Below are 26,143 nucleotides of genomic sequence, written 5' to 3'. Positions count from 1 at the left end.
CTTACAGCTCGACCGACAATCGCCGGGTCAGGCGAATTTCCGTAGGCGTCAGCTCCGCGCCATACGCCAGCACTTCCACTCCCGCCAACTTCGCTTCGCGCAGCGCCGCCGCATAAGCCGCGTCAACTTCTTCTGCCGGGCGCACCGCCTCGATACCGGACAGGTTTACGCAGTAAAGCTGCACCGCTCGAATGCCCTGACGGGCCAGGCTGGCCAGCTCGCGCAGGTGCTTGGCGCCGCGCTGGGTCTTGGCGTCGGGAAAGGCCGCCACCGCCGTGCCCTCAAAGCCCAGGGTGACGCTTTTCACTTCTACATATGCCGGGCCGCTGGGGTATTCCAGGCGAAAGTCGATGCGACTGTTTTCTTCGCCGTAGGGCACTTCGCGCTTGAGCGTGGTGAAGCCGGCCAACTCGCTGATCACGCCTTCACGCAATGCTTCTTCCACCAACGGATTGGCCCGCGCGGTATTCACGCAGGCCCAGCGCCCTTGCGGCGTTTCGGCCAGCTCCCAGGTGCCGGGCAGCTTGCGCTTGGGGTCGTTGGAGCGGCTGAACCACACCGCACCGCCCTCCACCATGCAATTGAACATGGAGCCGGTGTTGGGGCAGTGGATGGTCAGTAGTTCGCCGCTGTTGGTCTCGATATCGGCGAGAAAGCGTTTGTAACGGCGAATCAGGCGGCCTTGTTCCAGCGGTGGATTGAACTGCATCAGGGCCGCCAGGTTTTCAGGCCACGGGCGATGCGCTCTACCGCTTCTTCAAGGCGCGGCAGACTCTGCGTGTAGGCAAAGCGCACGTGATGTCCGGCCTGGTAACGACCGAAATCCAGGCCGGGGGTAAAGGCCACGTGTTCGGTTTCCAGGAAGTGCTGGCAGAAGGCAAACGCGTCGCCGCCAAAGGCGCTGATGTCTGCATATAAATAGAAGGCGCCTTCGGGCTCGACGGCGATCCCGAAGCCCAACTCGCGCAATGCCGGCAGCAGGTAATCGCGGCGACGGGCGAATTCGCCACGGCGCTCTTCGAGAATATCCAGGGTGGCCGGCTCGAAGCAGGCCAGCGCGGCATGCTGGGCCATGCTCGGCGCGCTGATATAGAGGTTTTGCGCCAGTTTCTCCAGCTCGCCCACCGCCTGCGGCGGCGCCACCAGCCAGCCCAGGCGCCAGCCGGTCATGCCGAAGTATTTGGAAAAGCTGTTGAGCACAAAGGCGTCATCGTCCACTTCCAGCACGCTGGCGGCGTCGGTGCCGTAGGTGAGGCCGTGGTAGATCTCGTCGACCACCAGATGACCGCCATGGGCCTTGAGCGCCTTGGACAGACCGCCGAGCTCATCGCGCGACAACAACGTGCCGGTCGGGTTGGCCGGCGAGGCGACCAGGGCGCCGACGCTGTCGCGGTCCCAATGGCGGTCGACCAGTTCAGGCGTGAGCTGGTAACGCACCTCCGGGCCGACCGGCACCAACTGGGCAGCGCCCTCTACTAGGCGTAGGAAGTGGCGGTTGCAGGGGTAGCCGGGGTCTGCGAGTAGCCAGTGCTTGCCGGGGTCGACCAGTAGCGCCGTGGATAACAACAAGGCCCCCGAGCCGCCGGGCGTAATCAGGATGCGTTCGGGGTCTATGCTCAAGCGGTAACGTTGGGCGTAGAAACTCGAAATAGCCTCACGCAGGGCCGGCAATCCACGGGCAGCGGTATAGCGCGTGTGACCTTCGGCCAAGGCCGCCTGGCCGGCCGCGATGATTGGCGCGGCGGTGGTGAAGTCCGGCTCGCCGATTTCCAGGTGGATCACATCATGGCCGTCGGCCTGCAACTGATTGGCCCGGGCGAGCAGCGCCATCACATGAAACGGCTCGATGGCGCGGCTGCGAGCACTGTAGGACGAAGTCATCGACCTTCCTTTATATAAGTTCAGGCGGCGATTCTACCCAACCAGTTGGCTAAACAGCAGCACGATGACAACCGGGAGTGGCATACCCGAGGGCGATCTGGTAAGTTCGCCCGCTTGCAGCCGCAGGGCCGGCATAAATGACGGCAATGGACAGTAATCCTGCGCAGTGGATTAGAGAGTTTTTAAGAGGCGGTCATCCATGCCCACCAAAGCAAAAGCAAAGAACGACCCGCTCAACCGTAGCTTCGAACCCTATAAAGAAACAAAGGGCGAGGAGTACATGAGTGAGCCAATGCGTGCACACTTCACCAATATCCTTGGCAAGTGGAAGCTTGAGCTGATGCAAGAAGTCGATCGGACTGTGCATCACATGCAGGACGAAGCAGCCAACTTCCCAGACCCAGCCGACCGTGCCAGCCAGGAAGAAGAATTCAGCCTGGAACTGCGCGCCCGTGATCGTGAACGCAAGCTGATCAAGAAAATTGACCAGACCATGCAACTGATCGAAGACAACGACTACGGCTGGTGCGATTCCTGCGGCGTAGAAATCGGCATCCGCCGTCTCGAAGCCCGCCCTACCGCCACCCTTTGCATCGATTGCAAAACCCTGGCGGAAATCAAAGAAAAGCAGATCGGTTCCTGATCTGAGAACGGGGCGCTTAGGCGCCCCGCTTCATTTCTGCCATGCCTACTCTTCACGTATGACCACTCCAGCCTATATCGGGCGCTTCGCCCCGACCCCTAGCGGTTATCTGCACTTCGGCTCTTTGGTGGCGGCACTGGCCTCCTACCTCGACGCCAAAGCCTGCGGCGGCACCTGGTTGCTGCGCATGGAAGATATCGATCCACCCCGCGAAGTACCCGGCGCGCAAACCGCCATTCTGCAGACCCTGGAAAGCTACGGCTTTGAATGGGACGGCGAACTGGTGCGCCAGAGCGACCGCCACGACGCCTATGAAAGCCTGGTGCAACGCCTTTTTCAGCAAGGCCTGGCGTATGCCTGCACGTGTTCGCGCAAGCAGCTCGAAGGCTATCAAGGTGTGTACCCCGGTTTATGCCGCAATGCCGGGCATGAACAGGAAGGCGCGGCCATTCGCCTGCGGGTGCCGGAACTGGAATACCACTTTACCGACCGCGTGCAGGGCGATTACCGCCAGCACCTGGGCCGTGATGTCGGCGACTTTGTGATTCGCCGCCGCGATGGGTTGTATGCCTATCAACTGGCGGTGGTGCTGGATGATGCCTGGCAGGGTATTACCGATATCGTGCGCGGCGCCGACTTGCTCGACTCCACGCCGCGCCAGCTCTATCTGCAGGAACTGCTCGGCTTGCCGCAGCCGCGTTACTTGCATGTGCCACTGATTATTCAGCCGGATGGACACAAGCTGGGTAAGTCGTACCGCTCGCCGCCGCTGGAGTCGCATGAGGCGGCGCAGTTGTTGTTGCGGGCGTTGCGGGCGCTGGGGCAAACGGTGGTGCCTGAATTGGAAGAAGGCACGCCCGGCGAGATTCTCGCGTGGGGCGTTCGGCATTGGGATGCGACGCGGATTCCGCGCACTCTGACGTTGGCTGAATCGCAGCTGCGTTAGGCTCGCACTGTTTTATATTCCCCTCCATTCTAGGTCGCCAGTCCGGTGGATCCCTGCCTTCGCAGGGATGACGGATGTCTTGAACCAGTTCTCCGTCATCCCTGCGAAGGCAGGGATCCAGACTCGTGAAGGCCCCACAATTTGGCGGTATTACCTTCGCCAACGCTTCCAGCCCTTGTTGCCATTCCGTTACCATCCCCGCTCGCCAACCACGAGAAACGGCATGTACATCTACCGATTGGTCTTACTTCTGGTGGTGGGGATTTATCTCTTCTCCCCGGCCATCATGGACTGGTGGATCGACCCGACCGGCGCCTGGTACCGGCCGTACCTGCTGTGGCTGATCCTTATCGTGGTGACCTTTATCTTGCAGAGCGGACGTGATGCTGACGAGCTTTAGCCTGAGTCAGCTGATCCTGATCAGCGCTGCCTACCTTCTTGTACTGTTCGGCGTGGCCTGGATCGCCGAGCGCGGCATCATTCCGCGCTGGGTCGTCTCGCACCCGCTGACCTACACCTTGTCCCTTGGTGTGTATGCCAGTGCCTGGGCTTTCTACGGCACGGTCGGTCTGGCCTATCAGTACGGGTTCGGCTTTCTCGCCAGCTACCTCGGGGTATCCGGCGCCTTTCTGCTGGCGCCGGTGCTGCTCTACCCGATTCTGCGCATAACCCGCACGTATCAACTCTCCTCACTGGCTGACCTGTTTGCCTTCCGCTTTCGCAGCACCTGGGCCGGCGCACTCACCACCTTGTTTATGCTGATCGGCGTGTTGCCGCTGCTGGCCCTGCAATTCCAGGCGGTGGCCGACTCCATCGGCATCCTTACCCGCGAGCCGGTGCATGAGCGGGTGGCGCTGAGTTACTGCGCGTTGATCACGCTGTTCACCATTCTGTTTGGCGCCCGGCACATCGCCACGCGTGGCAAGAACGAAGGGCTGGTGTTTGCTATCGCCTTCGAGTCGATCGTGAAAATGGTCGCCCTCGGCGGTATCGCGCTGTACGCCTTGTACGGCGTATTCGGCGGCCCGCATGAACTGGAACTGTGGCTGCTGCAAAACCAGGCGACCCTCGCTGCGCTGCACACGCCATTGCAAGAAGGGCCGTGGCGCACGCTGCTGCTGATCTTCTTCGCCTCGGCCATCGTGATGCCGCACATGTATCACATGACTTTCACGGAAAACCTCAACCCGCGCGCCATGGTCAGCGCCAGTTGGGGCCTGCCGCTGTTTCTCCTGCTGCTGAGCCTGACGGTACCGCTGATTCTCTGGGCCGGGCTGAAACTGGGCGCCACTACCAACCCTGAATACTTCACCCTCGGCATCGGAATTGCGGTGAATAACGACACCTTGGCGCTACTCGCCTATGTGGGCGGGCTATCGGCCTCCAGCGGTCTGATCATCGTTACCACCCTGGCACTTTCGGGCATGGCGCTCAATCACCTGGTGTTACCGCTGTACCAGCCGCCAGCCCAGGGCAATATCTACCGCTGGCTGAAGTGGACGCGCCGCGCGCTGATCATCGCGATCATCGCCGCCGGCTACGGCTTCTATCTATTGCTCGGTGCCGAACAGGATCTGGCCAACCTCGGCATCGTGGCTTTCGTGGCCACCCTGCAGTTCCTGCCGGGCGTGCTGTCCGTTCTGTACTGGCCGACCGCCAACCGCAAAGGCTTTATCGCCGGGCTGCTGGTGGGCATTTCGGTGTGGACCGCGAGCATGCTGTTACCGCTGATTGGTAACGTGCAGGGCATTTATATCCCGCTGTTCAACTTCGTCTATGTCCTCGACGACACCAGCTGGCACCTGGCGGCCATCGCCTCCTTGGCGGCCAACGTGCTGGTGTTTACGTTGGTTTCGCTGTTTACCGAATCCAGCCCGGAAGAAGAAAGCGCCGCCGAGGCCTGTGCAGTGGATAACGTGCGGCGTCCGCAACGTCGAGAGCTGTTGGCCTCCTCGCCGCAAGAGTTCGCGACCCAACTGGCCAAACCGCTGGGCGCGAAAACCGCGCAGCGGGAAGTGGAACAGGCATTGCGTGACCTGCACCTGCCGTTCGATGAGAGCCGCCCGTATGCCCTGCGCCGCTTGCGCGACCGCATTGAGGCCAACCTCTCTGGCCTGATGGGGCCGAGCGTGGCGCAGGATATTGTCGAGACGTTCCTGCCGTATAAATCCGGCAGCGAAAGCTACGTGACCGAAGACATTCACTTCATCGAAAACCGCCTGGAAGACTACCACTCGCGCCTGACGGGCCTGGCCGCCGAGCTCGACGCGCTGCGCCGTTACCACCGGCAAACGCTGCAAGAGCTGCCGATGGGCGTGTGCTCGCTGGCCAAGGATCAGGAAATTCTGATGTGGAACCGGGCGATGGAAGACCTCACCGGTATCGTCGCCCACCGCGTGGTCGGCTCGCGGCTGTCGGCGATTGGCGAACCGTGGAAGGCGCTGCTCGAAGGCTTTATCAATCTGCCCGACGAGCACCAGCACAAACAGCGCCTGGCCCTCGACGGTCAGATTCGTTGGCTCAACCTGCACAAAGCCGCCATCGACGAGCCGTTGGCGCCCGGTAACACAGGCCTGGTGTTACTGGTCGAAGACCTCACTGAAACGCAGATGCTCGAAGACAAACTCGTGCACTCCGAGCGCCTGGCCAGCATTGGCCGCCTGGCCGCCGGTGTCGCTCATGAAATCGGCAACCCGATCACCGGCATCGCGTGCCTGGCGCAGAACCTGCGCGAAGAACGCGAGACCGACCCTGAGCTGGCGGAGATCAGCAGCCAAATCATCGAACAGACCAAACGCGTGTCGCGCATCGTGCAGTCGCTGATGAGCTTCGCTCATGCCGGCGCGCACCAGCAGTCTGAAGAGCCGGTGTGTTTGGCCGAAGTGGCGCAGGACGCGATCGGCCTGTTAGCCCTGAACCGCCGTACGATGGAAGTGCAGTTCTTCAATTTATGCGACCCGGACCACTGGGCCGTGGGCGATCCGCAGCGTTTGGCGCAAGTGCTGATCAATCTGCTGTCCAACGCCCGTGATGCCTCGCCGCCGCGCGGCGCCATCCGAGTGAAAAGCGAAGCGAGCGAACAGACCGTGGATTTGATCGTCGAAGATGAAGGGACCGGAATTCCCAAAGCGATCATGGACCGCCTGTTCGAACCCTTCTTTACTACCAAAGACCCGGGCGAAGGAACCGGCCTGGGCCTCGCTCTGGTCTATTCCATCGTGGAAGAGCATTATGGGCAAATAACCATCGACAGCCCGGCAGACCCGGAGCTACAACGCGGAACCCGGATTCGGGTAACGTTACCGCGACATGTCGAAGCGACGTCCGTAGTGACCAGAGATCGTCGAGAGAGCTGAATTCATGCCACATATTCTGATCGTCGAAGACGAGACCATTATCCGTTCCGCCCTGCGCCGCCTGTTGGAGCGCAACCAGTACGAAGTCAGCGAAGCCGGCTCCGTGCAGGAGGCGCAGGAACGTTTCAGCATTCCCAGCTTTGACCTGATCGTCAGCGATCTGCGTCTGCCGGGTGCGCCAGGCACCGAGCTGATCAAGCTCGGTCAGGGCATTCCGGTGCTGATCATGACCAGCTACGCCAGCCTGCGCTCGGCGGTCGATTCCATGAAAATGGGCGCGGTGGATTACATCGCCAAACCCTTCGACCACGACGAAATGCTCCAGGCCGTGGCGCGCATCCTGCGTGATCGCCAAGACAACAAACCCGCATCGGCCGCCGCCAGCACCAGCAATGGCAGCCGCGCCGGTGACAAAACTGTCGCCGGTAACAGTAACGGCGAGATCGGTATCATCGGCTCCAGCCCCTCGATGCAGGAGCTGTACAGCAAAATTCGCAAAGTCGCCCCCACCGATTCCACCGTGCTGGTTCAAGGCGAGTCCGGTACCGGTAAAGAACTGGTGGCCCGTGCCCTGCACAACCTCTCCAAGCGCGCCAAGGCCCCGATGATTTCGGTGAACTGCGCGGCCATTCCGGAAACCCTGATCGAGTCCGAACTGTTCGGCCACGAAAAAGGCGCGTTCACCGGCGCCAGCGCCGGCCGTGCTGGTCTGGTGGAAGCGGCCGACGGCGGCACGTTATTCCTCGATGAAATTGGTGAGCTGCCGCTGGAGGCGCAAGCGCGCTTGCTGCGCGTGCTGCAGGAAGGCGAGATTCGCCGCGTCGGTTCGGTACAGTCGCAGAAGGTGGATGTCCGCCTGATCGCCGCTACCCACCGCGACCTGAAAACCCTGGCCAAAACCGGCCAGTTCCGTGAAGACCTTTTCTACCGCCTGCACGTTATCGCCCTGAAGCTGCCCGCCCTGCGCGAGCGTGGCGCTGACGTCAGTGAAATTGCCGCGCTGTTCCTCACCCGCCAATCGGCCAAGATGGGCCGCACCGACCTGCGCTTCGCCCCCGACGCCGAACAGGCCATCCGGCATTACACCTGGCCGGGTAACGTGCGCGAGCTGGAAAACGCCATCGAGCGCGCCGTGATCCTGTGCGAAGGCTCGGATATTTCCGCGGAATTGCTGGGCATCGATATAGAGCTGGACGACCTGGAAGACGGCGACTTCCTCGGCGCACCCCTCACCCACACCAGTAACAACGCCCACGAGCCGACCGAAGACTTGAGCCTGGAAGACTACTTCCAGCACTTCGTACTCGAGCACCAAGACCACATGACCGAAACCGAGCTGGCGCGCAAATTGGGCATCAGCCGCAAATGTCTGTGGGAACGTCGTCAGCGCCTGGGCATTCCACGGCGCAAAACCGGCGCGACGGTCGAAGGTTGACAGCCGCGTGGTAACAAAGAATGTGCGCGGCGAGTCGCCACACTTTGTTACCTCACCAATATCACGTAACAAAGCCGGGTCTTACGGTAACGGAAATCCGGCTTTTTTGTACCTACCCTGACACAGCCAAACCAGCTAAGCCCTTGTTTTATAAGGATTCACAAAAACTGGCACGGCTCCTGCTATATGCTTGGTACAACAACAATAACAAGCACCACCAAAGACAATAAAAATAAGACGTACCGACTCCAGCACAACAAAAACAAAATCGCGGGAGGCGCAGCTAACTGATTCTTTTGGAGAGGAATGGCTTTTGGGGTTCGCCCCGCGACCAGGCTGAGAACAACAAGACTGCTACTAGGCAGAGCCCGAACTGGTTGGATCGAATGATCATGGCTACATCAGCATCCAAAGCAATCCGTTTGCCATTAACCCTCGAATTGGGGGTTTTTCCTGAGGCCACTAGGCCGACGGAACGGGTCAACAAACAAAAACAACAAGCCCGACATAATAATAAAAATAAAGCACGCACCTACTTGGGGGGGAGCTTCGGCTCCCCCAGTAGCTTTCGCTACCACCCTCCGGTAACACCTTCCACCCCTCGCTTCACCCCTCTTTCGCAGCGTCCTACACCATCCCCCGACACAATGCTAGAATCCGCAGCCATCATGCGGTCATTTCCTTTTCTGGCCGATCATTCCGTCAAACAGTGCATCCCATGCTGAAAAAGCTGTTCCAGTCCTTACGTTCCCCATTGCGCCGCGCCAAGCAGCATCCGCGCAGCACCCCCGAAGTGGTGACCAGTCACCAGCACCCGTTGCGCCGCGCGCATATCAGTCGCTATGCGGTGAGCATCGTCGAACGCCTGCAAAACGCCGGTTACCAGGCGTACCTGGTCGGTGGTTGTGTACGCGACCTGCTGCTGGATATCGAACCCAAAGACTTCGACGTCGCCACGAGTGCCACCCCTGAGCAAGTGCGCGCCGAGTTCCGCAATGCGCGGGTGATCGGTCGCCGGTTCAAGCTGGTGCACGTGCACTTCGGCCGCGAAATCATTGAAGTGGCCACCTTCCGCGCCAACCACCCGGTGAGCGAGGAAGACGAAGACAGCAACCAGTCTTCGCGCAACGAAAGCGGCCGCATCCTGCGTGACAACGTGTACGGCAGCCTGGAGGACGACGCCCAGCGCCGCGACTTCACCATAATGCCCTGTACTTCGATGTTACCGGCGAGCGCATTCTCGATTACGCGCGCGGCATGCACGACATCCGTAACCGCCAGGTGCGCCTGATCGGCGATCCGGAAAAGCGTTACCTCGAAGACCCGGTGCGCATGCTGCGTGCCGTGCGCTTTGCCGCCAAGCTCGACTTCGAAATCGAAAGCCACAGCGCCGAGCCGATTCCGCGCCTGGCCAAGATGCTCCGTGATATTCCTTCGGCGCGCCTGTTCGATGAAGTGCTCAAGCTGTTCCTTTCCGGTTACGCCGAGCACGTATTCGAGCTGCTGCTCGAGTACGACCTGTTCGAACCGCTGTTCCCGGCCAGCGCCGCCGCCCTCAAGGCGAGCCCTGAATACGCCTACAACCTGATCAGCCAGGCGCTGATCAACACCGACCAGCGCATCGAAGACGGCAAGCCGGTAACACCTGCTTTCCTGTTCGCCGCCCTGCTCTGGCCTGCCCTGCCGGCCCGTGTGATCAAGCTGCAAGACCGTGGCATGCCGCCGATTCCGGCAATGCAGGAAGCCGCCCACGAACTGATCGCCGAGCAATGCCAACGCATCGCCGTACCGAAGCGTTTCACCATTCCAATCCGTGAAATCTGGGATATGCAGGAACGCCTGCCACGGCGCAGCGGCAAGCGCGCCGACCTGCTGCTGGAAAACCCACGTTTCCGCGCTGGCTACGACTTCCTGCTGTTGCGTGAAAGCGCCGGCGAGCAGACCAATGGCCTGGGCGACTGGTGGACCGACTATCAGGACTGCACTGACAGCGAACGCCGCGCCATGATCCGCGAGCTCGCCGCCAACCCCGACGACAGCGGCAGCGCGCCACGCAAACGTCGCCGTGGCGGTAACCGCAAACGCGGTGCAGCGCCGAGCCCGGCGCAAGACTGATGGAACGCGTGTATATCGGCCTCGGTAGCAACCTGGCCGAACCCCTGCAGCAACTGCGCGGCGCCCTGGCGGCGCTGGCACAGTTGCCGCAAACCTCACTCGCGCAGCACTCTTCCTTCTATAGCAGCGACCCGCTCGGCCCCGCCGACCAGCCGCGCTATGTGAATGCCGTGGCAGCGCTGGATACCGGCCTCGAGCCGCTGCAACTGCTCGACGCCTTGCAAACCATCGAACTCGAACAAGGCCGCGAACGCAAAGCCGAACGCTGGGGCCCGCGCACGCTCGATCTGGACATCCTCGCCTTCGGCCAGCGCCTGCTCAACGAACCGCGTTTGCAGGTGCCGCACTACCATATGCACGCACGGCCGTTCGTCCTCTACCCGCTCGCCGAACTGGCCCCGCAATTGACCCTGGCCGATGGGCGCCGCCTTCCCGACTTGCTTGCCGCATGCCCCTTCGAGGGCCTGGAACGTCTGCCCGCTTCGCTGTAAGCGGCATGGTTGCTGGGCTCAGGTAGTAAAACTACAAATGTGGCATTGGCGGTAACGCCAGTAACAAGTCGGTAACACCTGCAATTGACTTCGCCCTTTCGCATCACGACTATAGGCGTCCCGTTGCCCCGCGCCGGTGCGCGCGAGGCTCTAAGAGGACCAATATGATGCCTGACGTTACCCTGAGCACCCTGCAAGAGCTGAATCAGAAAGGCGAGAAAATCGTCATGCTCACTGCCTACGATGCCACCTTCGCTTCCGTCGCCGCCAAGGCTGGCGTGGAAGTTCTGCTGGTCGGGGATTCCCTGGGCATGGTCGTGCAAGGCCATGACAGCACCCTGCCGGTCAGCGTTGCGGACATGGCTTACCACACCGCCTGCGTAAAACGCGGCAATCGTGGTGCCTTTATCGTTACCGACCTGCCCTTTATGGCTTACGCCACCCTCGAACAAGCCTTGGTGAACAGCGCTGCCGTGATGCAGGCCGGCGCCCATATGGTGAAACTCGAAGGCGGCGCGTTCCTGTCCGACATCGTTCGCCGTCTGGCCGAGAACGGCGTGCCCACCTGCATCCACATGGGCCTAACGCCGCAATCGGTGAACGTGCTCGGTGGCTATAAAGTGCAGGGCCGCAATGAAGCCCAGGCGCGTCAGCTGCGCAGCGACGCCATCGCTCTGGAGCAAGCCGGCGCGGCCATGCTGCTGCTGGAATGTGTACCGAGCGAACTGGCCGCCGAAATTACCGACGCGGTAAAAATTCCGGTCATCGGCATTGGTGCCGGTAACGCCACCGACGGCCAGGTGCTGGTGTTGCACGACATGCTCGGCCTGTCGCTCACCGGCCGCATGCCCAAGTTCGTGAAGAACTTCATGGTTGGCCAGACCAGCATCGACGGCGCCATCAGCGCTTACGTCGCGGCGGTCAAAGATGCTTCTTTCCCTGCCGCTGAACACGGATTCTCTGCATGAACACGGTTACCACCGTCCGCGAGCTACGCGCCGCTGTCGCCCAGGCGCGTGCCGAGGGCAAAGATGTCGGCCTGGTGCCGACCATGGGCAATCTGCACGACGGCCACGCCGCGCTGGTGGAAAAGGCTGCGCAACGGGTCGACTTCGTCGTCGCCAGCATTTTCGTCAACCCGCTGCAGTTCGGCCCTAAAGAAGACCTGGAAGGCTACCCGCGCACCCTGGCGGCCGATAAAGAGCGGCTGATCGAGGCCGGCTGCAAACTGCTGTTCGCCCCGAGCGTGGAAGAGATGTACCCCGACGGCATGGCCGCGCAGACCATCGTGCACGTGTCCGGCGTTTCTGAAGGTTTGTGTGGCGGCAGCCGCCCCGGGCATTTCGACGGGGTGTCCACCGTGGTCACCAAGCTGTTCCAGATGGTGCAGCCTGATATCGCCATTTTCGGCCAGAAGGACTACCAGCAACTGGCCGTGATCCGCACCCTGGTGCGCGATCTCAATATGCCAATCCAGATCATCGGCGAGCCCACAGTGCGCGCCGAAGACGGCCTGGCGCTGTCCTCGCGCAACGGCTATCTAGACGCGACCCAGCGCACCAGCGTGCCGGCCATCTACCAATGCCTGCACCAGATGGCCACCGCCATCAAAGCCGGCGCTCGTGATTACGCCGCGCTGATTGCCGAAGGCAAGCAGCAGCTCGAAGCCGCCGGCTTTCGCATGGATTACCTGGAAGTGCGCCGCGCCGACAACCTGCGGGCGGTCAGCGAAGACGACCGTCATCTGGTGATTCTGGTGGCGCTGTTCGTCGGCACCACGCGTCTGATCGACAACATCATCGTCGACCTGCCCGAAGGCGCCTGAACGGCGCCGGTAACCCCTTCAACAATCAATAACCCCGCGGCGCCCCTCCAATAACAACAGGCGCCGCCGCTTAGCCCTGCCAGGCTCTTTATCGAGGAGTTGATATGCACGCCATTATGCTCAAGGCCAAACTGCACCGCGCCGAAGTAACCCACGCGGTGCTCGACTACGAAGGTTCCTGCGCCATCGACGGCGAGTGGCTGGACCTGGCCGGCATCCGTGAGTACGAACAGATCCAGATCTACAACGTCGATAACGGCGAACGCTTCACCACCTACGCCATCCGTGGCGAAGAAGGCTCGCGCATTATCTCGGTCAACGGCGCTGCGGCGCACAAAGCGCACGTCGGGCATCGGGTCATCATCTGCGCCTATGCTCACTACAGCGAAGCCGAGCTGTTAAATTTCAAACCGAAGATGCTCTATATGGCACCCGGTAATGAACTCAGCCACACCAGCGATGCCATACCTGTTCAAGTCGCGTAACAAGGTCGCTATGATGCGCCGCTGCGCAGGCTTGGCACCGTCGCCAGCAGTTGGCACGAAAACCGCTGTGACCGTACGTGACAGCGGCGGCGGCGTTACCCGCTAAGATAAAAGCCCGGAGCCGTCCGGGCTTTTTAATGGTCATAGGTTTCTCACGTTAGTCAGAAAGGAATTTGCAGGCTATGGCGTACTACGAACACCCCCTCGACGTTACCTCCTTGCCGGCCTGGCAGGCATTACGCCAGCACCGTGAAGCCATGCAAGATTTCAGCATGCGCGAAGCCTTTAACTCCGACGACAAACGCTTCAGCGAATTTTCCCTAAGCAGTTGCGGCCTGTTTCTCGATTACTCGAAAAACCTGATCACCGGCGAAACCCGCGACCTGCTGGTGAAGCTGGCTGAAGAAGTCGGCCTCAAGGACGCCATCAGCGAGATGGTCAACGGCACCCTGGTAAACGCCTCGGAAGGCCGCCCGGCGCTGCACACCGCGCTGCGTCGCCCGGTGGGTGAGCGCCTGTCGGTGAACGGCGTGAACGTGATGCCCGATGTGCACCGCGTGCTCAACCAGATGACCGAGTTGGTCACTCGCATTCACAACGGCCTATGGCGCGGCTACACCGAAAAGCCGATCACCGACGTGGTGAACATCGGTATCGGTGGCTCGTTCCTCGGCCCGCAGCTGGTTTCCGAAGCGCTGCTGCCCTACGCGCAGCGCGGCGTGCGCTGCCACTACCTGGCCAACATCGACGGCAGTGAATTCCACGAGCTGTCCGAAGGACTGAAGGCCGAGACCACCCTGTTTATCGTCTCGTCGAAATCCTTCAACACCCTCGAAACCCTGAAAAACGCCCAGGCCGCACGCAGCTGGTACCTGGCGCAGGGCGGTTCGGAAGGTGATCTGTACAAACACTTCATCGCCGTTTCCAGCAACCGCGATGCAGCGGTGGCCTTCGGTATCCGCGAAGAAAACATCTTCCCGATGTGGGACTGGGTCGGCGGCCGTTACTCGCTGTGGTCGGCCATCGGTTTGCCGATTGCCCTGGCCATCGGCATGGCCAACTTCAAGGAGCTGCTCTCCGGCGCCTACAGCATGGACCAGCATTTCCAGACCGCGCCGTTCGAGAAGAACATGCCGGTGCTGCTGGCCCTGCTCGGCGTGTGGTACGGCAATTTCTGGGACGCGCAAAGCCACGCGATCCTGCCGTACGACCACTACCTGCGCAACATCACCAAGCACCTGCAACAGCTGGATATGGAATCCAACGGCAAGAGCGTGCGCCAGGACGGCAGCGCCGTTACCTGCGAAACTGGCCCGGTTATCTGGGGTGGTGTGGGCTGTAACGGCCAGCACGCCTACCACCAGTTGCTGCACCAAGGCACCCAACTGATTCCGGCCGACTTTATCGTGCCGGTCGTCAGCTACAACCCAGTAGCCGACCACCACCAATGGCTGTACGCGAACTGCCTGTCGCAGAGCCAGGCGCTGATGCTGGGTAAAACCCGCGACGAAGCCGAAACCGAGCTGCGCAGCAAAGGCCTGCCGGAAGACGAAGTCGAGCGCCTGGCGCCGCACAAAGTCATTCCCGGCAACCGCCCGAGCAACACCCTGGCCATGGAACGTATCAGCCCTCGTCGTCTGGGCGGCTTGGTGGCGTTGTATGAGCACAAGGTGTTCGTGCAGAGCGTGGTCTGGGGCATCAACGCCTTTGACCAGTGGGGTGTGGAGCTGGGTAAAGAGCTCGGCAAAGGCGTTTATCAGCGCCTTACTGGCGGTAACGAGCAGCCTGCCGAAGATGCATCCACCCAAGGTCTCATCGACTATTTCCGAGCCCGTCACCGCGGTTGATTTGTTAGCTAAACGATCGGCTGCGCGTCGGCGTGGCTGCGTTAAAAAAGGGTTTTGAATGCTCATGGGCTACAGCCCACTGCGCTTCAAAACCCTTTTTTGTTCGGCCTGACCAGGATTGCCACACCTAGCTCGCTCGATCTTGAGTTGTGGGAGGCGGACATCCCGAGATCAAACGCATCGTTTTCCACCCGCATTCCGAGGGGTTGTACCCCTCGCCACCTAGAGTGCACCCTAGCGCTCTATCTTTAGCTTCACCGTTTCCTACATTCAGCGGTCATAACTAGCGGTTAACAAAAACAAGGACTCCGCCATGTTCAAGATCTCCGACCACCCGGTAGCCGATGCCGTGCGTGAGCGCGCCTGGCTCGACAACGCGGGTTACCAGCGTCTGTACCAGCAATCCATCGAGAAGCCCGAAGAGTTCTGGGGCGAGCAGGCCAAGGCCTTTCTCGACTGGTTTCAGCCCTGGCGCAGCGTGTACCACGGCGATATGCGCACCGGGCACGCCACCTGGTTCAAGGACGGCAAACTCAACGTCAGTTACAACTGCATCGACCGTCATCTGGAAAAGCGTGGCGACCAGGTTGCCATCATCTGGGAAGGCGACAACCCCAGCGAATCGGCGCATATCACCTACAAAAAACTCCACCACCATGTCAGCCGCCTGGCCAATGTGCTGAAAAGCCGTGGCGTGCAGAAGGGCGACCGGGTGTGCATCTATATGCCGATGGTGCCGGAAGCCACCTACGCCATGCTGGCCTGCGCGCGCATTGGTGCGGTGCATTCGGTGGTGTTCGGCGGGTTTTCTCCCGACGCCCTGCGTGACCGCATTCTGGATGCCGACTGCCGCACCGTGATCACCGCCGATGAAGGCGTGCGCGGCGGCAAATACGTGCCGTTGAAGAGCAACGTCGACAAGGCCCTGGAAAGTTGCCCGGCCGTCTCCACCGTAGTGGTGGTGCAACGCACCGAAGGCGATGTGGCCTGGAAGGAGGGCCGCGACCTCTGGTACCACGAAGCCGTCAGCGCCGCTGAAAGCGACTGCCCGCCCGAGCCAATGGACGCCGAAGACCCGCTCTTCATCCTCTACACCTCCGGCTCCACCGGCAAACCCAAAGGCGTGCTGCACACCACCGGCGGCTACCTGCTGATGGCGGCCATGACCCACAAGTACGTGTTCGACTACCACGAAGGCGATATCTACTGGTGCACCGCCGACGTCGGCTGGGTGACCGGCCACAGCTATATCGTCTACGGCCCGCTGGCCAATGGCGCGACCACGCTGGTGTTCGAGGGCGTGCCCAACTACCCGGACAGCTCGCGCTTCTGGCAGGTCATCGACAAGCACGAAGTGAACATCTTCTACACCGCACCGACCGCCCTGCGCGCACTGATGCGCGAAGGCTCGGCGCCAGTGGAAAAAACCTCCCGCGCCAGCCTGCGCCTGCTCGGTTCCGTGGGCGAGCCGATCAACCCGGAAGCCTGGGAGTGGTATTTCAATGTGGTCGGCGAGTGCCGCTGCCCCATCGTCGATACCTGGTGGCAGACCGAAACCGGCGGCATCATGCTCACCCCGCTGCCCGGCGCCACGGTGCTCAAACCCGGCTCGGCGACCAAGCCGTTCTTCGGTGTACAGCCGGCGCTACTTGACGAGCAAAGCAAGGAAATCGACGGCGCCGGCTCGGGTGTGTTGGTGATGAAGGCCAGCTGGCCGAGCCAGATCCGCAGCGTGTACGGCGATCACCAACGCATGATCGACACCTACTTCAAGCCGTACCCCGGTTACTACTTCTCCGGCGACGGCGCGCGCCGCGATGCTGACGGTGACTACTGGATCACCGGACGTATCGACGATGTGATCAACGTCTCCGGCCACCGTATCGGCACGGCCGAAGTGGAAGCGCCCTGGTGCTGCACGACGCCGTGGCCGAAGCGGCGGTGGTGGGTTATCCCCATGACGTCAAAGGCCAGGGCATTTATGCGTTTGTCACGCTGATGCAGGGCATTGAGGTCAGCGACGAACTGCAGAAAGAGCTGCTGGCCCTGGTCGGCAAGGAAATCGGCAGCTTCGCCAAACCGGAGCTGCTGCAATGGGCGCCGGGCTTGCCAAAAACCCGCTCGGGGAAAATCATGCGGCGCATTCTGCGCAAGATTGCCTGCAACGAACTGGACAGCCTGGGCGACACCTCGACCCTGGCCGACCCGTCCGTGGTAGACAGCCTGATCGATAACCGCCTGAACCGTTAGCCCGCACGTCCGGCGCTGCTGGCACGGCGCCGGGCCTGACTTGAGCCACCGATGGAATTTCTCCGCCAGCGTATCGAACGCCAAGTGCTGAGCCTTACCGGCTTGGCGCTCGGCCAAATCGACTTTGAACAACCACCCGGCGACCCCGGCCTGTTTGGCCCCGACGCCGTGTGCTGGCGCGTGCATGGCGACTTCACCAGCATGATGATCGGCGGCATCAGCGCCCTGCTGCTACAAGCCCTGCACCCCCTGGCATTGGCCGGCGTGTGGGACCACTCGAATTTTCGCCAGGACCTGCTCGGCCGCCTGCGCCGCACCGGTCAGTTTATTTCCGGCACCACCTACGGCTCGGCCAAAGACGCCAACTGGCTGATCGACAAGGTGCGCACCATTCACCTGCAAGTGACCGGCACCGCCAAAGATGGCCGCCCCTATGCCGCCAGCGACCCGGCGCTGCTGACCTGGGTGCATGTGGCCGAAGTCAGCAGCTTTCTCGCGGCGCACCTGCGCTACTGCAACCCGGATTTATCGGTGGGCGAGCAAGACCGCTACTACGCCGAAATTGCTCTGATCGCCGAACGCCTCGGCGCTACCGGCGTGCCGCGCAGTTGCCAGGAAGTGGCCGATTACCTGGACGGCATTCGCCCGCAGTTGCTCTGCGATGAACGCAGCCTCGAGATCATGGAGGTGCTGTTCAACGCCCCGGCTCCTAGTGCTGTGGCCAAGCCCTTCGGTGCACTGATGATGCGCGCCGGGGTCGACCTGTTACCGCACTGGGCGGCAGGGATGCTGGGGCTGGAATTGTCCGAGCGCCAGCGCCTGCTGATCCGCAGCGGCGTCAAACGCAGCGCGCCGCTACTGCGTTGGGCCGTGCGCAGCGGCGCCTATCACCGGGCGCGCAAACGCATGGGTTTGCCCGCACTGCGCTGACCCACCAGTCAGTCCTGCGTGTGGTCGCAACGCGTACCCTGTGCCACCATAACCGCCCGCCGCGGCCTGGCCGCGCCCTGCTCAGATGAGGTTTCGCGCCATGCAAGACGTCGTAATCGTTGCCGCCACCCGTACCGCCGTCGGCAGTTTCCAAGGCTCGCTCGCCAATATTCCGGCCGTTGATCTGGGCGCTGCCGTAATCCGCGCGCTGCTGGAACAAACCGGCCTAAATGGCGCAGAAGTGGATGAGGTGATCCTGGGCCAAGTGCTCACCGCCGGCGCCGGTCAAAACCCCGCTCGCCAAGCTGCCATCAAGGCTGGCCTGCCAGTGGCCGTGCCGGCGCTGACCTTGAATAAAGTCTGCGGCTCCGGCCTCAAAGCCCTGCACCTCGGCGCACAAGCGATTCGCTGCGGCGATGCCGACGTGATCATTGCCGGCGGCCAGGAAAACATGAGCCTCTCGCCGTATGTGATGCCGGGCGCCCGCACTGGCCTGCGCATGGGCCACGCGCAGGTGATCGACAGCATGATCACCGACGGCCTGTGGGATGCGTTCAACGACTACCACATGGGCATCACCGCCGAGAACCTGGTGGATAAGTACGAGATCAGCCGCGAAGCGCAAGACGCGTTTGCTGCCGGTTCGCAGCAGAAAGCCGTAGCCGCTATCGAAGGCGGGCGCTTCAAGGATGAGATCACCCCGATCCTGATTCCGCAGCGCAAAGGTGATCCGATTGCCTTCGCCACCGACGAGCAACCGCGTGCCGGCACCACCGCTGAAGCATTGGCCAAACTGAAACCCGCGTTCAAAAAAGACGGCACCGTCACCGCCGGCAACGCGTCCAGCCTCAACGACGGCGCAGCTGCCGTAATCCTGATGAGCGCCGAAAAAGCCAAGGCTTTGGGCCTGCCAGTTCTGGCCAAAATCGCGGCCTACGCCAACGCCGGTGTAGACCCGGCCATCATGGGCATCGGCCCGGTCTCGGCCACCAAACGCTGCCTGGAAAAAGCCGGCTGGACCCTCGACCAGCTCGACCTGATCGAAGCCAACGAAGCCTTTGCCGCGCAAGCGTTGTCGGTGGGTAAGGAACTCGGTTGGGACGCCAGCAAAGTGAACGTCAACGGCGGCGCCATCGCCATCGGCCACCCGATCGGCGCGTCAGGCTGCCGCGTGTTGGTGACCTTGCTGCACGAGATGATCAAGCGTGATGCCAAGAAAGGCCTCGCCACCCTGTGCATCGGCGGCGGCCAAGGTGTAGCCCTAGCGCTGGAACGCCCTTAACGCTGTTGATGTTGTGGGAGAGGCTTCAGCCTCGATGCTTAAAATCAAAAGCTCGAGGCTGAAGCCTCTCCCACAACTGCCGGTGGTAAACTGCGCGCCCTTCTTTCCCGAGCCGGCGCGCATGTCTTCTCTCGATCAGGCGCTGCGCGCCGCCCTCCTCTCCCGTCAGCCGCTGCTGGCTGAACTGCACGGCCAAGGCACCGACTGCTACCGCCTGTTCCACGGCAGCCAGGAAGGCGCCTCGGGCCTGACCATCGACCGCTATGGCCCGCAACTGCTGGTGCAAAGCTTTCACACCCCGCTGGAACGCGATGCCCTGCTGGCAGCCCATGCGCTGATCAACACCGAGCTGAACCTCGACCTGTTGCTGGTTTACAACGACCGCTCCGGCACAAACTCGCGTATCGACCGCAGCGATGCGGTGTACCAGGCAGGTCCCGAGGCATTGGTGGATATGATCGGCCACGAATGGGGCCTGAATTACCGCGTACGCGGTCGGCATGCCGGGCAAGACCCACTGCTGTTTCTCGACCTGCGTACAGCCCGCGGCTGGGTCAAAGACCACAGCGCCGGCAAGAGCGTGCTTAACCTGTTTGCCTACACCTGTGGCGTCGGCCTGAGTGCGGCGGCGGGCGGTGCCAGCGAAGTGTGCAATCTGGATTTCGCCGAGGGCAATCTGGCGGTCGGCAAGGAAAACGGCGCGCTTAACCCCGAACTCGCGCCGATGCAGTTCATTCAGTCCGACTACTTCCCCGCCATTCGCCAACTGGCCGGCCTGCCAATCACCCAGCGCCGCGGGCAAAAACTGCCCAGCTATGAGCGCCTGGAACAACGGCAATACGACCTGGTGCTGCTCGATCCGCCGGCCTGGGCCAAAAGCGCCTTTGGCACCGTCGACCTGCTGCGCGATTACCAGAGCCTGCTGAAACCGGCGATTCTCACCACCGCCGACGATGGCGTGCTGATCTGCTGTAACAACCTCGCCAAAGTCGCCATGGAAGACTGGCGCGAGCAGGTCTTGCGCTGCGCCGACAAGCTCGGCCGGCCGGTGCGTGAGTGGCAAGTGATGCCGCCGGCGGTGGACTTTCCGTCCAGCGATGGCCGCCCGCCGTTGAAGACGCTGATTCTGCAGTTCTAAAAGCAACACTGCTTCACGCCCTACAAAGGAAACTTGGGGCACGTGCCGAACCTCAGACGCGTGCCATACTCCAAGCCACTTCTTGCCAGGAAAGTTGAAGCGTCGCCATGCCCAAAGGATTGAAACGCGCCGTTGGCGCCCTGCTGATTGCCCTTGGTTTGTACTGCCTGCTGGGCTTTCTGATTCTGCCGGGCATTGCCCTGCGTATCGCCAACCAGCAATTGGCAGCCATGGCCACCGTGCCGGCCAAGCTCGAGCGCCTGGAACTCAACCCGTTCAGCCTGGAGGTCAGCGCCTGGGGCCTGCATATCGGCGAACCGGCGGCCGACCAGATCGGTTTTCAGCGCCTGTACGCCAACCTGCAACTGGACAGCCTATGGACCGGCGCCCTGCACTTGGCTGATGTTGAGCTGGAAAAATCCCAGACGGCGGTGCAATTCAGTAAAGACGGCACGCTGAATCTGACCCAATTGTTCAAGCTGCCGGCCAGCCCCGAGCCGGAGGTCAAAGATCCCAACGCCAAACCTTTCCCCCTGCGCCTGGACCGCTTGCAGCTGATTGAAGGCGCGCTGCAGTTCGCCGATCTGCGCCCCAGCGAGCCCGTGCAGTTCGTGTACGACTCGTTGAACCTGGAGCTCAAACACCTCAGCACGCTGCCCGAAGACAATGCCGATATGAGCCTGGTGGCCAAAGGGCCGTACGGCGGGCAAGTGGACTGGGCCGGCAAGGTCAGCCTGTCGCCGATCACCTCCAGCGGTCAGCTGAAAATCACTGACGGCAATATGAAAGCCTTCTGGCCATACGTGCGCGACGCCGTGCCGCTGGTGTTGGAAAAAGGCATGTTGAGCCTTAGCACCGATTACAGCCTGGACCTGAGCCAGGGCACCCAGTTGCTGCTGACCAACGCTGCAATCACCGTCGCCCCGTTTGCCATCAAGACCGTCGACGACCGCCCGCTGGTCAACCTGGAACGGCTGGAAGTCAGCGAAACCTCGCTGGACCTGGCCAAGCAACTGGTCACCATCGGCAAAATCCGCAGCCAGAACCTGGAAACCTGGGCGGCGCGCGAGAAGGATGGCCAGCTGGATTGGCAAAAACTGTTCGCCAGCAAACCGGTCAGCAAAAAAGTCGAACCGGCGCCCACCCCGGTTGCCGAGCAGCCTGAAGGCACCGAAGCGCCGGCGCCGACGCCGCCCACCGACCCAAATGTGGTGGCCGCCCAGCAAGTGCCGGCGCCCACCGAGCCGGCCAAACCCTGGCAGGTGCTGCTGCAGGACACGCAGTTGCGTGGCTACCGCATCCACCTGGCCGACCGCGTGCCGAAGGACCCGGTGGCGCTGGAAGTCGGCCCGCTGAACCTGGACCTGGAAAAATTCGACAGCCTCAACGGCTCGCCCTTTACCCTCAAGCTCGATACCGGCCTGGGCAAGCAAGGCAAAATCACCGCAGCCGGACAGGTGAATCTCAACCCGGTGAATGCGCAATTGAAGGTAACCACTCAGGACATCGACCTGCGGGTGGCGCAGTCCTATCTGGAGCCCTTCGCTCGTATCGAGCTACGTAGCGGCCTGCTGGGCAGCGACCTGGCCGTCAACCTGAAAAGTACCGAACCGCTGGCGTTCAGCGTGACCGGCCGCGCCCAGGTGAACCAGCTGCACACCCTGGACACCCTGAAAAGCCGCGACTTCGTGAAGTGGAAACAGCTGACCCTCGACGGCCTGAATTATCAGCACGGCGACAGCCTGTCGATTGAGAAGGTCAGCCTGGCCCAGCCCTATGCGCGCTTTATGATCAACGAAGACCGCAGCACCAACGTCAGTGACCTGGTTATTCCTCAGCCAGCCGAGCCCAACGCCAAACCCGCCCCGGCCGGCAAACCGCTGGGCATTCATATTGGCGGCATCAACATCGATGACGGCTCGGCCAACTTTGCCGACTTCAGCCTCAAGCCCAACTTCGGCACAGCTATTCAACAGCTCAACGGCCAGATCGGCACGCTCGACAACCGCAAGCCGCAGGCGGCCAAGGTGGATATCAAGGGCAAGGTGGATCGGTATGCGCCGGTGAGTATCGTCGGCAGCCTCAACCCGTTCGAACCGCTGGATGCGCTGGACCTGACCACCAGCTTCAAGCACGTAGAACTGACCACCCTGACGCCCTATTCCGGCAAGTTCGCCGGCTACCGAATCCGCAAAGGGCGGATCAACCTCGACCTGCATTACCGCATCGAAAAAGGCCAGCTGAACGCCGAGAACAAGCTGGTGGTGGAAAAACTGCAACTGGGTGAACAAGTGGACAGCCCGGATGCCGTCGACCTGCCGATTCGCCTGGCGGTGGCGCTGCTCAAGGACACCGACGGCAAGATCCAGCTGGAGTTGCCGGTATCCGGCGACCTCAACAATCCGCAATTCAGCGTGATGCCGATCGTGTGGCAAACCCTGCGCAATCTGGTGCTGCGCGCGGTGTCAGCACCGTTCAAATTTATTGCCGGGTTGGTATCCGGTGGCTCGGATGTGGATATCAGCACGGTGCAATTTGCCGCCGGCGCCAACACGCTCGACAGCCAAGCCGAAGGCGGCCTGAACACCCTGGCCGAAGCCCTGAAACAACGCCCCAACCTGCGCCTGGAAGTGGAAGGTTTGAGCGCCGCGAAAGCCGATGGGCCGCTGCTGGCCGAACAGCGTCTGCACCGCGAATACCAGTACATCTACTACAAGATGCTGCAACGTCGCGGCGACAAAGTGCCGGCCAAGGCCGGCATGCTGGAAGTACCGGAAGACGAACAGCCGCCGATGCTCGAAGGCATCTACCGCACCCGTCTGAAGAAACAGCCGCCGGAAGAATGGAAACAGCTCAGCGACGACGAACGCACCGCCAAACTGCGCGCCGACATCCTCGCCAACTGGAGCAATAACGAAGTCCTGCTGCGCAAATTGGCCCAGGCTCGCGCCGCCGCCATCAAGCATTACCTGGTGAGCAAAGGCGGCCTGGCCGATGAGCGCATCTACATGGTTGACGTCAGCCTCGGCGAAGCCGAAAGCAACGGCCGCGTTGCCTCGCCACTGAACCTAGATAGCGAGTGAGCAACACCGCCGAGCGCCTCTGCACTGGGGCTCTCGGCGGCGTTCTGCTGTGTGACAGAGACGATACACTGGCGTAGCCTATTGCCTACATCGCCCACGGACCGCCCTCGTGAAAACCCCTTCGCTATACGTCCTCTCCCTGCTTGGCCTGATTCTCTGCGGCAACGTATTCGCCTCGGCGACGCTGCGTTGCGGCAGCGCCCTGATCAGCATGGACGACCGCACCAGCGAAGTGGAAAGCAAGTGCGGCACGCCGCTGAGTCGCAGCATGCTCGGCAACAAAGTGATCTACGGCTATTACGGCGAACGCAGCGAAGTCATGGTTGAAGAGTGGGCGTACGGCCCGCGCAACGGCATGTACTACTACCTGCGTTTTGAAGGCAATCGCCTGGTCGATATCGATTCCAAACGGGGCGGCTAACCGCTCCTCTATCAATAAACTGGACAGGATGCCCAGCCATGAAACAGTCGTTTTTACTCTGCCTGCCACTGATGGTTTTCGCCGCCGCCAGCCACGCCTCCCTGCGTTGCGACAACGGCATCGCCAGCGAAGGCGACCGTGCCGTTGAAGTGCAAACCAAGTGCGGCGCTCCGGCCAGCAGCAGCGTGGTGGGTTACGAAAAAACCCGACACGGCTCGAGCAGCACCGAAGTGGAAGTGCAGGAGTGGGTGTACGGCCCACGTGAAGGCGGAATGATGTATTTCCTGCGATTTGAAGGCGGGCGGCTCATCAAGATCGAAAGCAAACGCGGCTGATCGTATCGAGCTTCTGGTCGTCGGCCATACGGCGTTGAAAGCCTTTTTTAAATGCTCACGTACTACAGTACGCTGCGCTTGAAAAAAGGCTTTCGCCTTGTCTGGCTCTAGCCCCGAAGCTCGAGGCCCAAAGATCAAAATCAAAGTCATCGGAAGACAACGTGCTGATCATCCCCGCTGAACATCCCCTGGACTGGAAAAAACCACCCGTCCTGACCCTGCTTCTGATTCTGATTCTGCTCAATACCCTGATCTACTTCGGATACCAGAGCGGCGACAGCGCGCGGATGGACGTCGCGGTCAAAACCTACCTGGATGGCGGATTACTTAACCGTGAGAAGGCGCTTTTTATCGAGTCGTTCAGCAGCCGCAACGAGCTGGATGAAGCAGACCGAAAATCACTGACCGCCGCCCCGCGGGCCGCGATGTCACGGCTGATCCTCACCGACCTGCAATTCGAAAACACCCTGCATTACACCGCCGCATACCAGGACGACGCCGACTGGAAAGCCGCCCGCGCCAAGGCCGAGGCGGCGCGCGATCAACTGAGCCATTACCGCTTTGGTTTTATTCCAGCCAAATTCACCGTGCAGGGCCTGTTCGGCGCGATGTTCCTCCACGCCGACTTCGGCCACCTGGCCGGCAATATGCTGTTCCTGTTTATCTTCGGCTTTGCTCTGGAGCGGGCGCTGGGCGGTGCGATGTATATCGGCCTGTACCTGCTCAGCGGCCTGGCATCGCACCTGCTGTGGTGGGTGATGGATCCGGTGTGGGTCACCGGCATCGGCGCCTCGGGCGCCATTGCCGGCCTGATGGGCATGTACCTGGGTATCTACGGCCTGCGGCGCATCAACTTCTTCTACTGGCTGGGGCCGATGTTCGGCTACTTCCGTGCGCCGGCGCTGTGGATTCTGCCCATCTGGATGGGCAAGGAACTCTACGGCCTGTTGCTGGCCGACGACCACGTCAACTACTACGCCCACCTCGGCGGCATCGGCGCCGGTTTTCTCGCCGTGTGGCTGCCGCGGCAGATCGGCGGGTTGAAAGTCGACGAGGCCTACCTGAACAAGGAAGACTCGGACGCCCCGTTCAAACGCGAAATCGCATCGCTCGACACCCTGATCGGCAACTTCAACCTGGAACAAGCCGCCAGCCGTGGCGTCGACTTGCTAACCCGCTACCCCGGCCGCCTGCTGCTTATCGAGCGCCTGTACCCCGTCGCCAAAAGCCGCGAAGACAAAGTGCTGCTGAGCGCCGTCCTCAAACAATTCTTCGCCCTGCCCCCGGCCACCGCCAACCTGCCGCAACTGCAACGCCTGGCCGACGACAGCGCCCAGTTCGCCCTGCTGCAACACCCCGCCGTGCAACTGCACCTGCTGCAGCGGTTGCTGCAATCCAAAGACAGCACACGCGCCTTGTCCGCCTGGCGCAAACTCATCCAAAACCGCGCCCGCCCCCCGCAGCTGCCAGCGCTAACCCTGCAACTGGCCAAACAACTCGGCCGGCAAGACGACCGCAGAAGCGTGAGCGAACTCCACGAGTTTCTGCGCGCTATCTATCCCGACGCGGAGCAGACGCAGCAGTTGGGGGTTTATCAGCGGCACATTGCCCGGTAGTCCAAACGCCGGCCGTAGGAGCCAGCTTGCTGGCGAACCTGCACACCTCGGTTGCGAATGGCGT

General features: G+C 61.6%; 19 protein-coding genes and 2 pseudogenes. 19 read left to right on the top strand and 2 right to left on the bottom strand.

The features are described from left to right. Window position 1: 1 nt before the first annotated feature. Window positions 2–709, bottom strand: coding sequence for a DNA/RNA nuclease SfsA (gene sfsA, locus AC0V2S_RS20350; RefSeq protein ID WP_475511300.1), 708 nt, complete (start codon window positions 707–709; stop codon window positions 2–4). Then, window positions 709–1,881, bottom strand: coding sequence for a pyridoxal phosphate-dependent aminotransferase (locus tag AC0V2S_RS20345; protein WP_475511299.1), 1,173 nt, complete (start codon window positions 1,879–1,881; stop codon window positions 709–711). Before AC0V2S_RS20345 ends, sfsA begins: the two co-directional genes overlap by 1 nt. 199 nt (window positions 1,882–2,080) lie before the next feature. On the opposite strand from AC0V2S_RS20345, the gene dksA reads away from it, so the two are divergent. From dksA to AC0V2S_RS20250, 19 genes and pseudogenes are all read left to right on the top strand, one after another. Beyond that, window positions 2,081–2,524 (top strand): RNA polymerase-binding protein DksA, encoded by a 444-nt coding sequence (gene dksA, locus AC0V2S_RS20340; RefSeq protein ID WP_475511298.1) that lies wholly within the window; start codon window positions 2,081–2,083, stop codon window positions 2,522–2,524. A gap of 58 nt (window positions 2,525–2,582) precedes the next feature. Further along, complete coding sequence (gene gluQRS / locus AC0V2S_RS20335) at window positions 2,583–3,470, top strand: tRNA glutamyl-Q(34) synthetase GluQRS (protein ID WP_475511297.1); 888 nt, start codon at window positions 2,583–2,585, stop codon at window positions 3,468–3,470. 223 nt (window positions 3,471–3,693) lie between these two features. Beyond that, complete coding sequence (locus tag AC0V2S_RS20330) at window positions 3,694–3,870, top strand: hypothetical protein (protein ID WP_108100001.1); 177 nt, start codon at window positions 3,694–3,696, stop codon at window positions 3,868–3,870. Further along, window positions 3,854–6,826: a sensor histidine kinase gene (locus tag AC0V2S_RS20325; RefSeq protein WP_475511296.1), complete on the top strand. Its 2,973-nt coding sequence runs from the start codon at window positions 3,854–3,856 to the stop codon at window positions 6,824–6,826. Before AC0V2S_RS20330 ends, AC0V2S_RS20325 begins: the two co-directional genes overlap by 17 nt. Before the next feature lie 4 nt (window positions 6,827–6,830). Further along, window positions 6,831–8,261, top strand: a complete 1,431-nt coding sequence (locus tag AC0V2S_RS20320; RefSeq protein WP_475511295.1) for a sigma-54-dependent transcriptional regulator — start codon at window positions 6,831–6,833, stop codon at window positions 8,259–8,261. A 718-nt stretch (window positions 8,262–8,979) separates the two neighbouring features. Beyond that, window positions 8,980–10,376: pseudogene (locus AC0V2S_RS20315) on the top strand (polynucleotide adenylyltransferase PcnB). After that, window positions 10,376–10,867 (top strand): 2-amino-4-hydroxy-6-hydroxymethyldihydropteridine diphosphokinase, encoded by a 492-nt coding sequence (gene folK / locus AC0V2S_RS20310; protein ID WP_475511294.1) that lies wholly within the window; start codon window positions 10,376–10,378, stop codon window positions 10,865–10,867. The pseudogene AC0V2S_RS20315 and the gene folK overlap by 1 nt, the downstream one beginning before the upstream one ends. Before the next feature lie 167 nt (window positions 10,868–11,034). Then, complete coding sequence (gene panB, locus AC0V2S_RS20305) at window positions 11,035–11,835, top strand: 3-methyl-2-oxobutanoate hydroxymethyltransferase (protein WP_475511293.1); 801 nt, start codon at window positions 11,035–11,037, stop codon at window positions 11,833–11,835. Further along, window positions 11,832–12,692, top strand: coding sequence for a pantoate--beta-alanine ligase (panC, locus tag AC0V2S_RS20300; protein WP_475511292.1), 861 nt, complete (start codon window positions 11,832–11,834; stop codon window positions 12,690–12,692). Before panB ends, panC begins: the two co-directional genes overlap by 4 nt. A 104-nt stretch (window positions 12,693–12,796) precedes the next feature. Next, window positions 12,797–13,177: an aspartate 1-decarboxylase gene (gene panD, locus AC0V2S_RS20295; protein ID WP_271198128.1), complete on the top strand. Its 381-nt coding sequence runs from the start codon at window positions 12,797–12,799 to the stop codon at window positions 13,175–13,177. Between the two features lie 182 nt (window positions 13,178–13,359). Next, on the top strand, window positions 13,360–15,024 hold the full coding sequence (pgi, locus tag AC0V2S_RS20290; RefSeq protein ID WP_475511291.1) for a glucose-6-phosphate isomerase: 1,665 nt from the start codon (window positions 13,360–13,362) through the stop codon (window positions 15,022–15,024). A gap of 313 nt (window positions 15,025–15,337) precedes the next feature. Beyond that, window positions 15,338–17,274 (top strand): annotated as a pseudogene (gene acs / locus AC0V2S_RS20285) (acetate--CoA ligase). A gap of 51 nt (window positions 17,275–17,325) precedes the next feature. After that, window positions 17,326–18,204 (top strand): oxygenase MpaB family protein, encoded by an 879-nt coding sequence (locus AC0V2S_RS20280; RefSeq protein ID WP_475511290.1) that lies wholly within the window; start codon window positions 17,326–17,328, stop codon window positions 18,202–18,204. Window positions 18,205–18,304: 100 nt separating this feature from the next. Continuing rightward, on the top strand, window positions 18,305–19,486 hold the full coding sequence (locus tag AC0V2S_RS20275) for an acetyl-CoA C-acetyltransferase (RefSeq protein WP_475511289.1): 1,182 nt from the start codon (window positions 18,305–18,307) through the stop codon (window positions 19,484–19,486). Between the two features lie 121 nt (window positions 19,487–19,607). Then, a complete protein-coding gene (locus AC0V2S_RS20270) occupies window positions 19,608–20,624 on the top strand; it encodes a class I SAM-dependent rRNA methyltransferase (protein WP_475511288.1) in 1,017 nt (338 codons plus the stop codon). A 107-nt stretch (window positions 20,625–20,731) separates the two neighbouring features. Beyond that, window positions 20,732–23,707, top strand: a complete 2,976-nt coding sequence (locus AC0V2S_RS20265) for a DUF748 domain-containing protein (protein ID WP_475511287.1) — start codon at window positions 20,732–20,734, stop codon at window positions 23,705–23,707. A gap of 109 nt (window positions 23,708–23,816) precedes the next feature. Continuing rightward, complete coding sequence (locus tag AC0V2S_RS20260; protein ID WP_475511286.1) at window positions 23,817–24,128, top strand: DUF2845 domain-containing protein; 312 nt, start codon at window positions 23,817–23,819, stop codon at window positions 24,126–24,128. Window positions 24,129–24,166: 38 nt separating this feature from the next. After that, window positions 24,167–24,463, top strand: coding sequence for a DUF2845 domain-containing protein (locus tag AC0V2S_RS20255; protein ID WP_475511285.1), 297 nt, complete (start codon window positions 24,167–24,169; stop codon window positions 24,461–24,463). Window positions 24,464–24,624: 161 nt separating this feature from the next. Next, window positions 24,625–26,079, top strand: coding sequence for a rhomboid family intramembrane serine protease (locus AC0V2S_RS20250; protein WP_475511284.1), 1,455 nt, complete (start codon window positions 24,625–24,627; stop codon window positions 26,077–26,079). The last annotated feature ends 64 nt before the right edge of the window (window positions 26,080–26,143 follow it).

The sequence above is a fragment of the Pseudomonas sp. CC11G genome, assembly GCF_056174845.1.
The sequence above is the reverse complement of the archived record's forward strand: the minus strand, read 5'-3'. Positions and strand labels throughout refer to the sequence as shown.

What these genes read in the sequence shown, in the direction of transcription:
- sfsA (WP_475511300.1), bottom strand. Translation starts at nt 709, where the DNA reads ATGCAGTTCAATCCACCGCTGGAACAAGGCCGCCTGATTCGCCGTTAC.
- AC0V2S_RS20345 (WP_475511299.1), bottom strand. Translation starts at nt 1,881, where the DNA reads ATGACTTCGTCCTACAGTGCTCGCAGCCGCGCCATCGAGCCGTTTCAT.
- dksA (WP_475511298.1), top strand. Translation starts at nt 2,081, where the DNA reads ATGCCCACCAAAGCAAAAGCAAAGAACGACCCGCTCAACCGTAGCTTC.
- gluQRS (WP_475511297.1), top strand. Translation starts at nt 2,583, where the DNA reads ATGACCACTCCAGCCTATATCGGGCGCTTCGCCCCGACCCCTAGCGGT.
- AC0V2S_RS20330 (WP_108100001.1), top strand. Translation starts at nt 3,694, where the DNA reads ATGTACATCTACCGATTGGTCTTACTTCTGGTGGTGGGGATTTATCTC.
- AC0V2S_RS20325 (WP_475511296.1), top strand. Translation starts at nt 3,854, where the DNA reads ATGCTGACGAGCTTTAGCCTGAGTCAGCTGATCCTGATCAGCGCTGCC.
- AC0V2S_RS20320 (WP_475511295.1), top strand. Translation starts at nt 6,831, where the DNA reads ATGCCACATATTCTGATCGTCGAAGACGAGACCATTATCCGTTCCGCC.
- folK (WP_475511294.1), top strand. Translation starts at nt 10,376, where the DNA reads ATGGAACGCGTGTATATCGGCCTCGGTAGCAACCTGGCCGAACCCCTG.
- panB (WP_475511293.1), top strand. Translation starts at nt 11,035, where the DNA reads ATGCCTGACGTTACCCTGAGCACCCTGCAAGAGCTGAATCAGAAAGGC.
- panC (WP_475511292.1), top strand. Translation starts at nt 11,832, where the DNA reads ATGAACACGGTTACCACCGTCCGCGAGCTACGCGCCGCTGTCGCCCAG.
- panD (WP_271198128.1), top strand. Translation starts at nt 12,797, where the DNA reads ATGCACGCCATTATGCTCAAGGCCAAACTGCACCGCGCCGAAGTAACC.
- pgi (WP_475511291.1), top strand. Translation starts at nt 13,360, where the DNA reads ATGGCGTACTACGAACACCCCCTCGACGTTACCTCCTTGCCGGCCTGG.
- AC0V2S_RS20280 (WP_475511290.1), top strand. Translation starts at nt 17,326, where the DNA reads ATGGAATTTCTCCGCCAGCGTATCGAACGCCAAGTGCTGAGCCTTACC.
- AC0V2S_RS20275 (WP_475511289.1), top strand. Translation starts at nt 18,305, where the DNA reads ATGCAAGACGTCGTAATCGTTGCCGCCACCCGTACCGCCGTCGGCAGT.
- AC0V2S_RS20270 (WP_475511288.1), top strand. Translation starts at nt 19,608, where the DNA reads ATGTCTTCTCTCGATCAGGCGCTGCGCGCCGCCCTCCTCTCCCGTCAG.
- AC0V2S_RS20265 (WP_475511287.1), top strand. Translation starts at nt 20,732, where the DNA reads ATGCCCAAAGGATTGAAACGCGCCGTTGGCGCCCTGCTGATTGCCCTT.
- AC0V2S_RS20255 (WP_475511285.1), top strand. Translation starts at nt 24,167, where the DNA reads ATGAAACAGTCGTTTTTACTCTGCCTGCCACTGATGGTTTTCGCCGCC.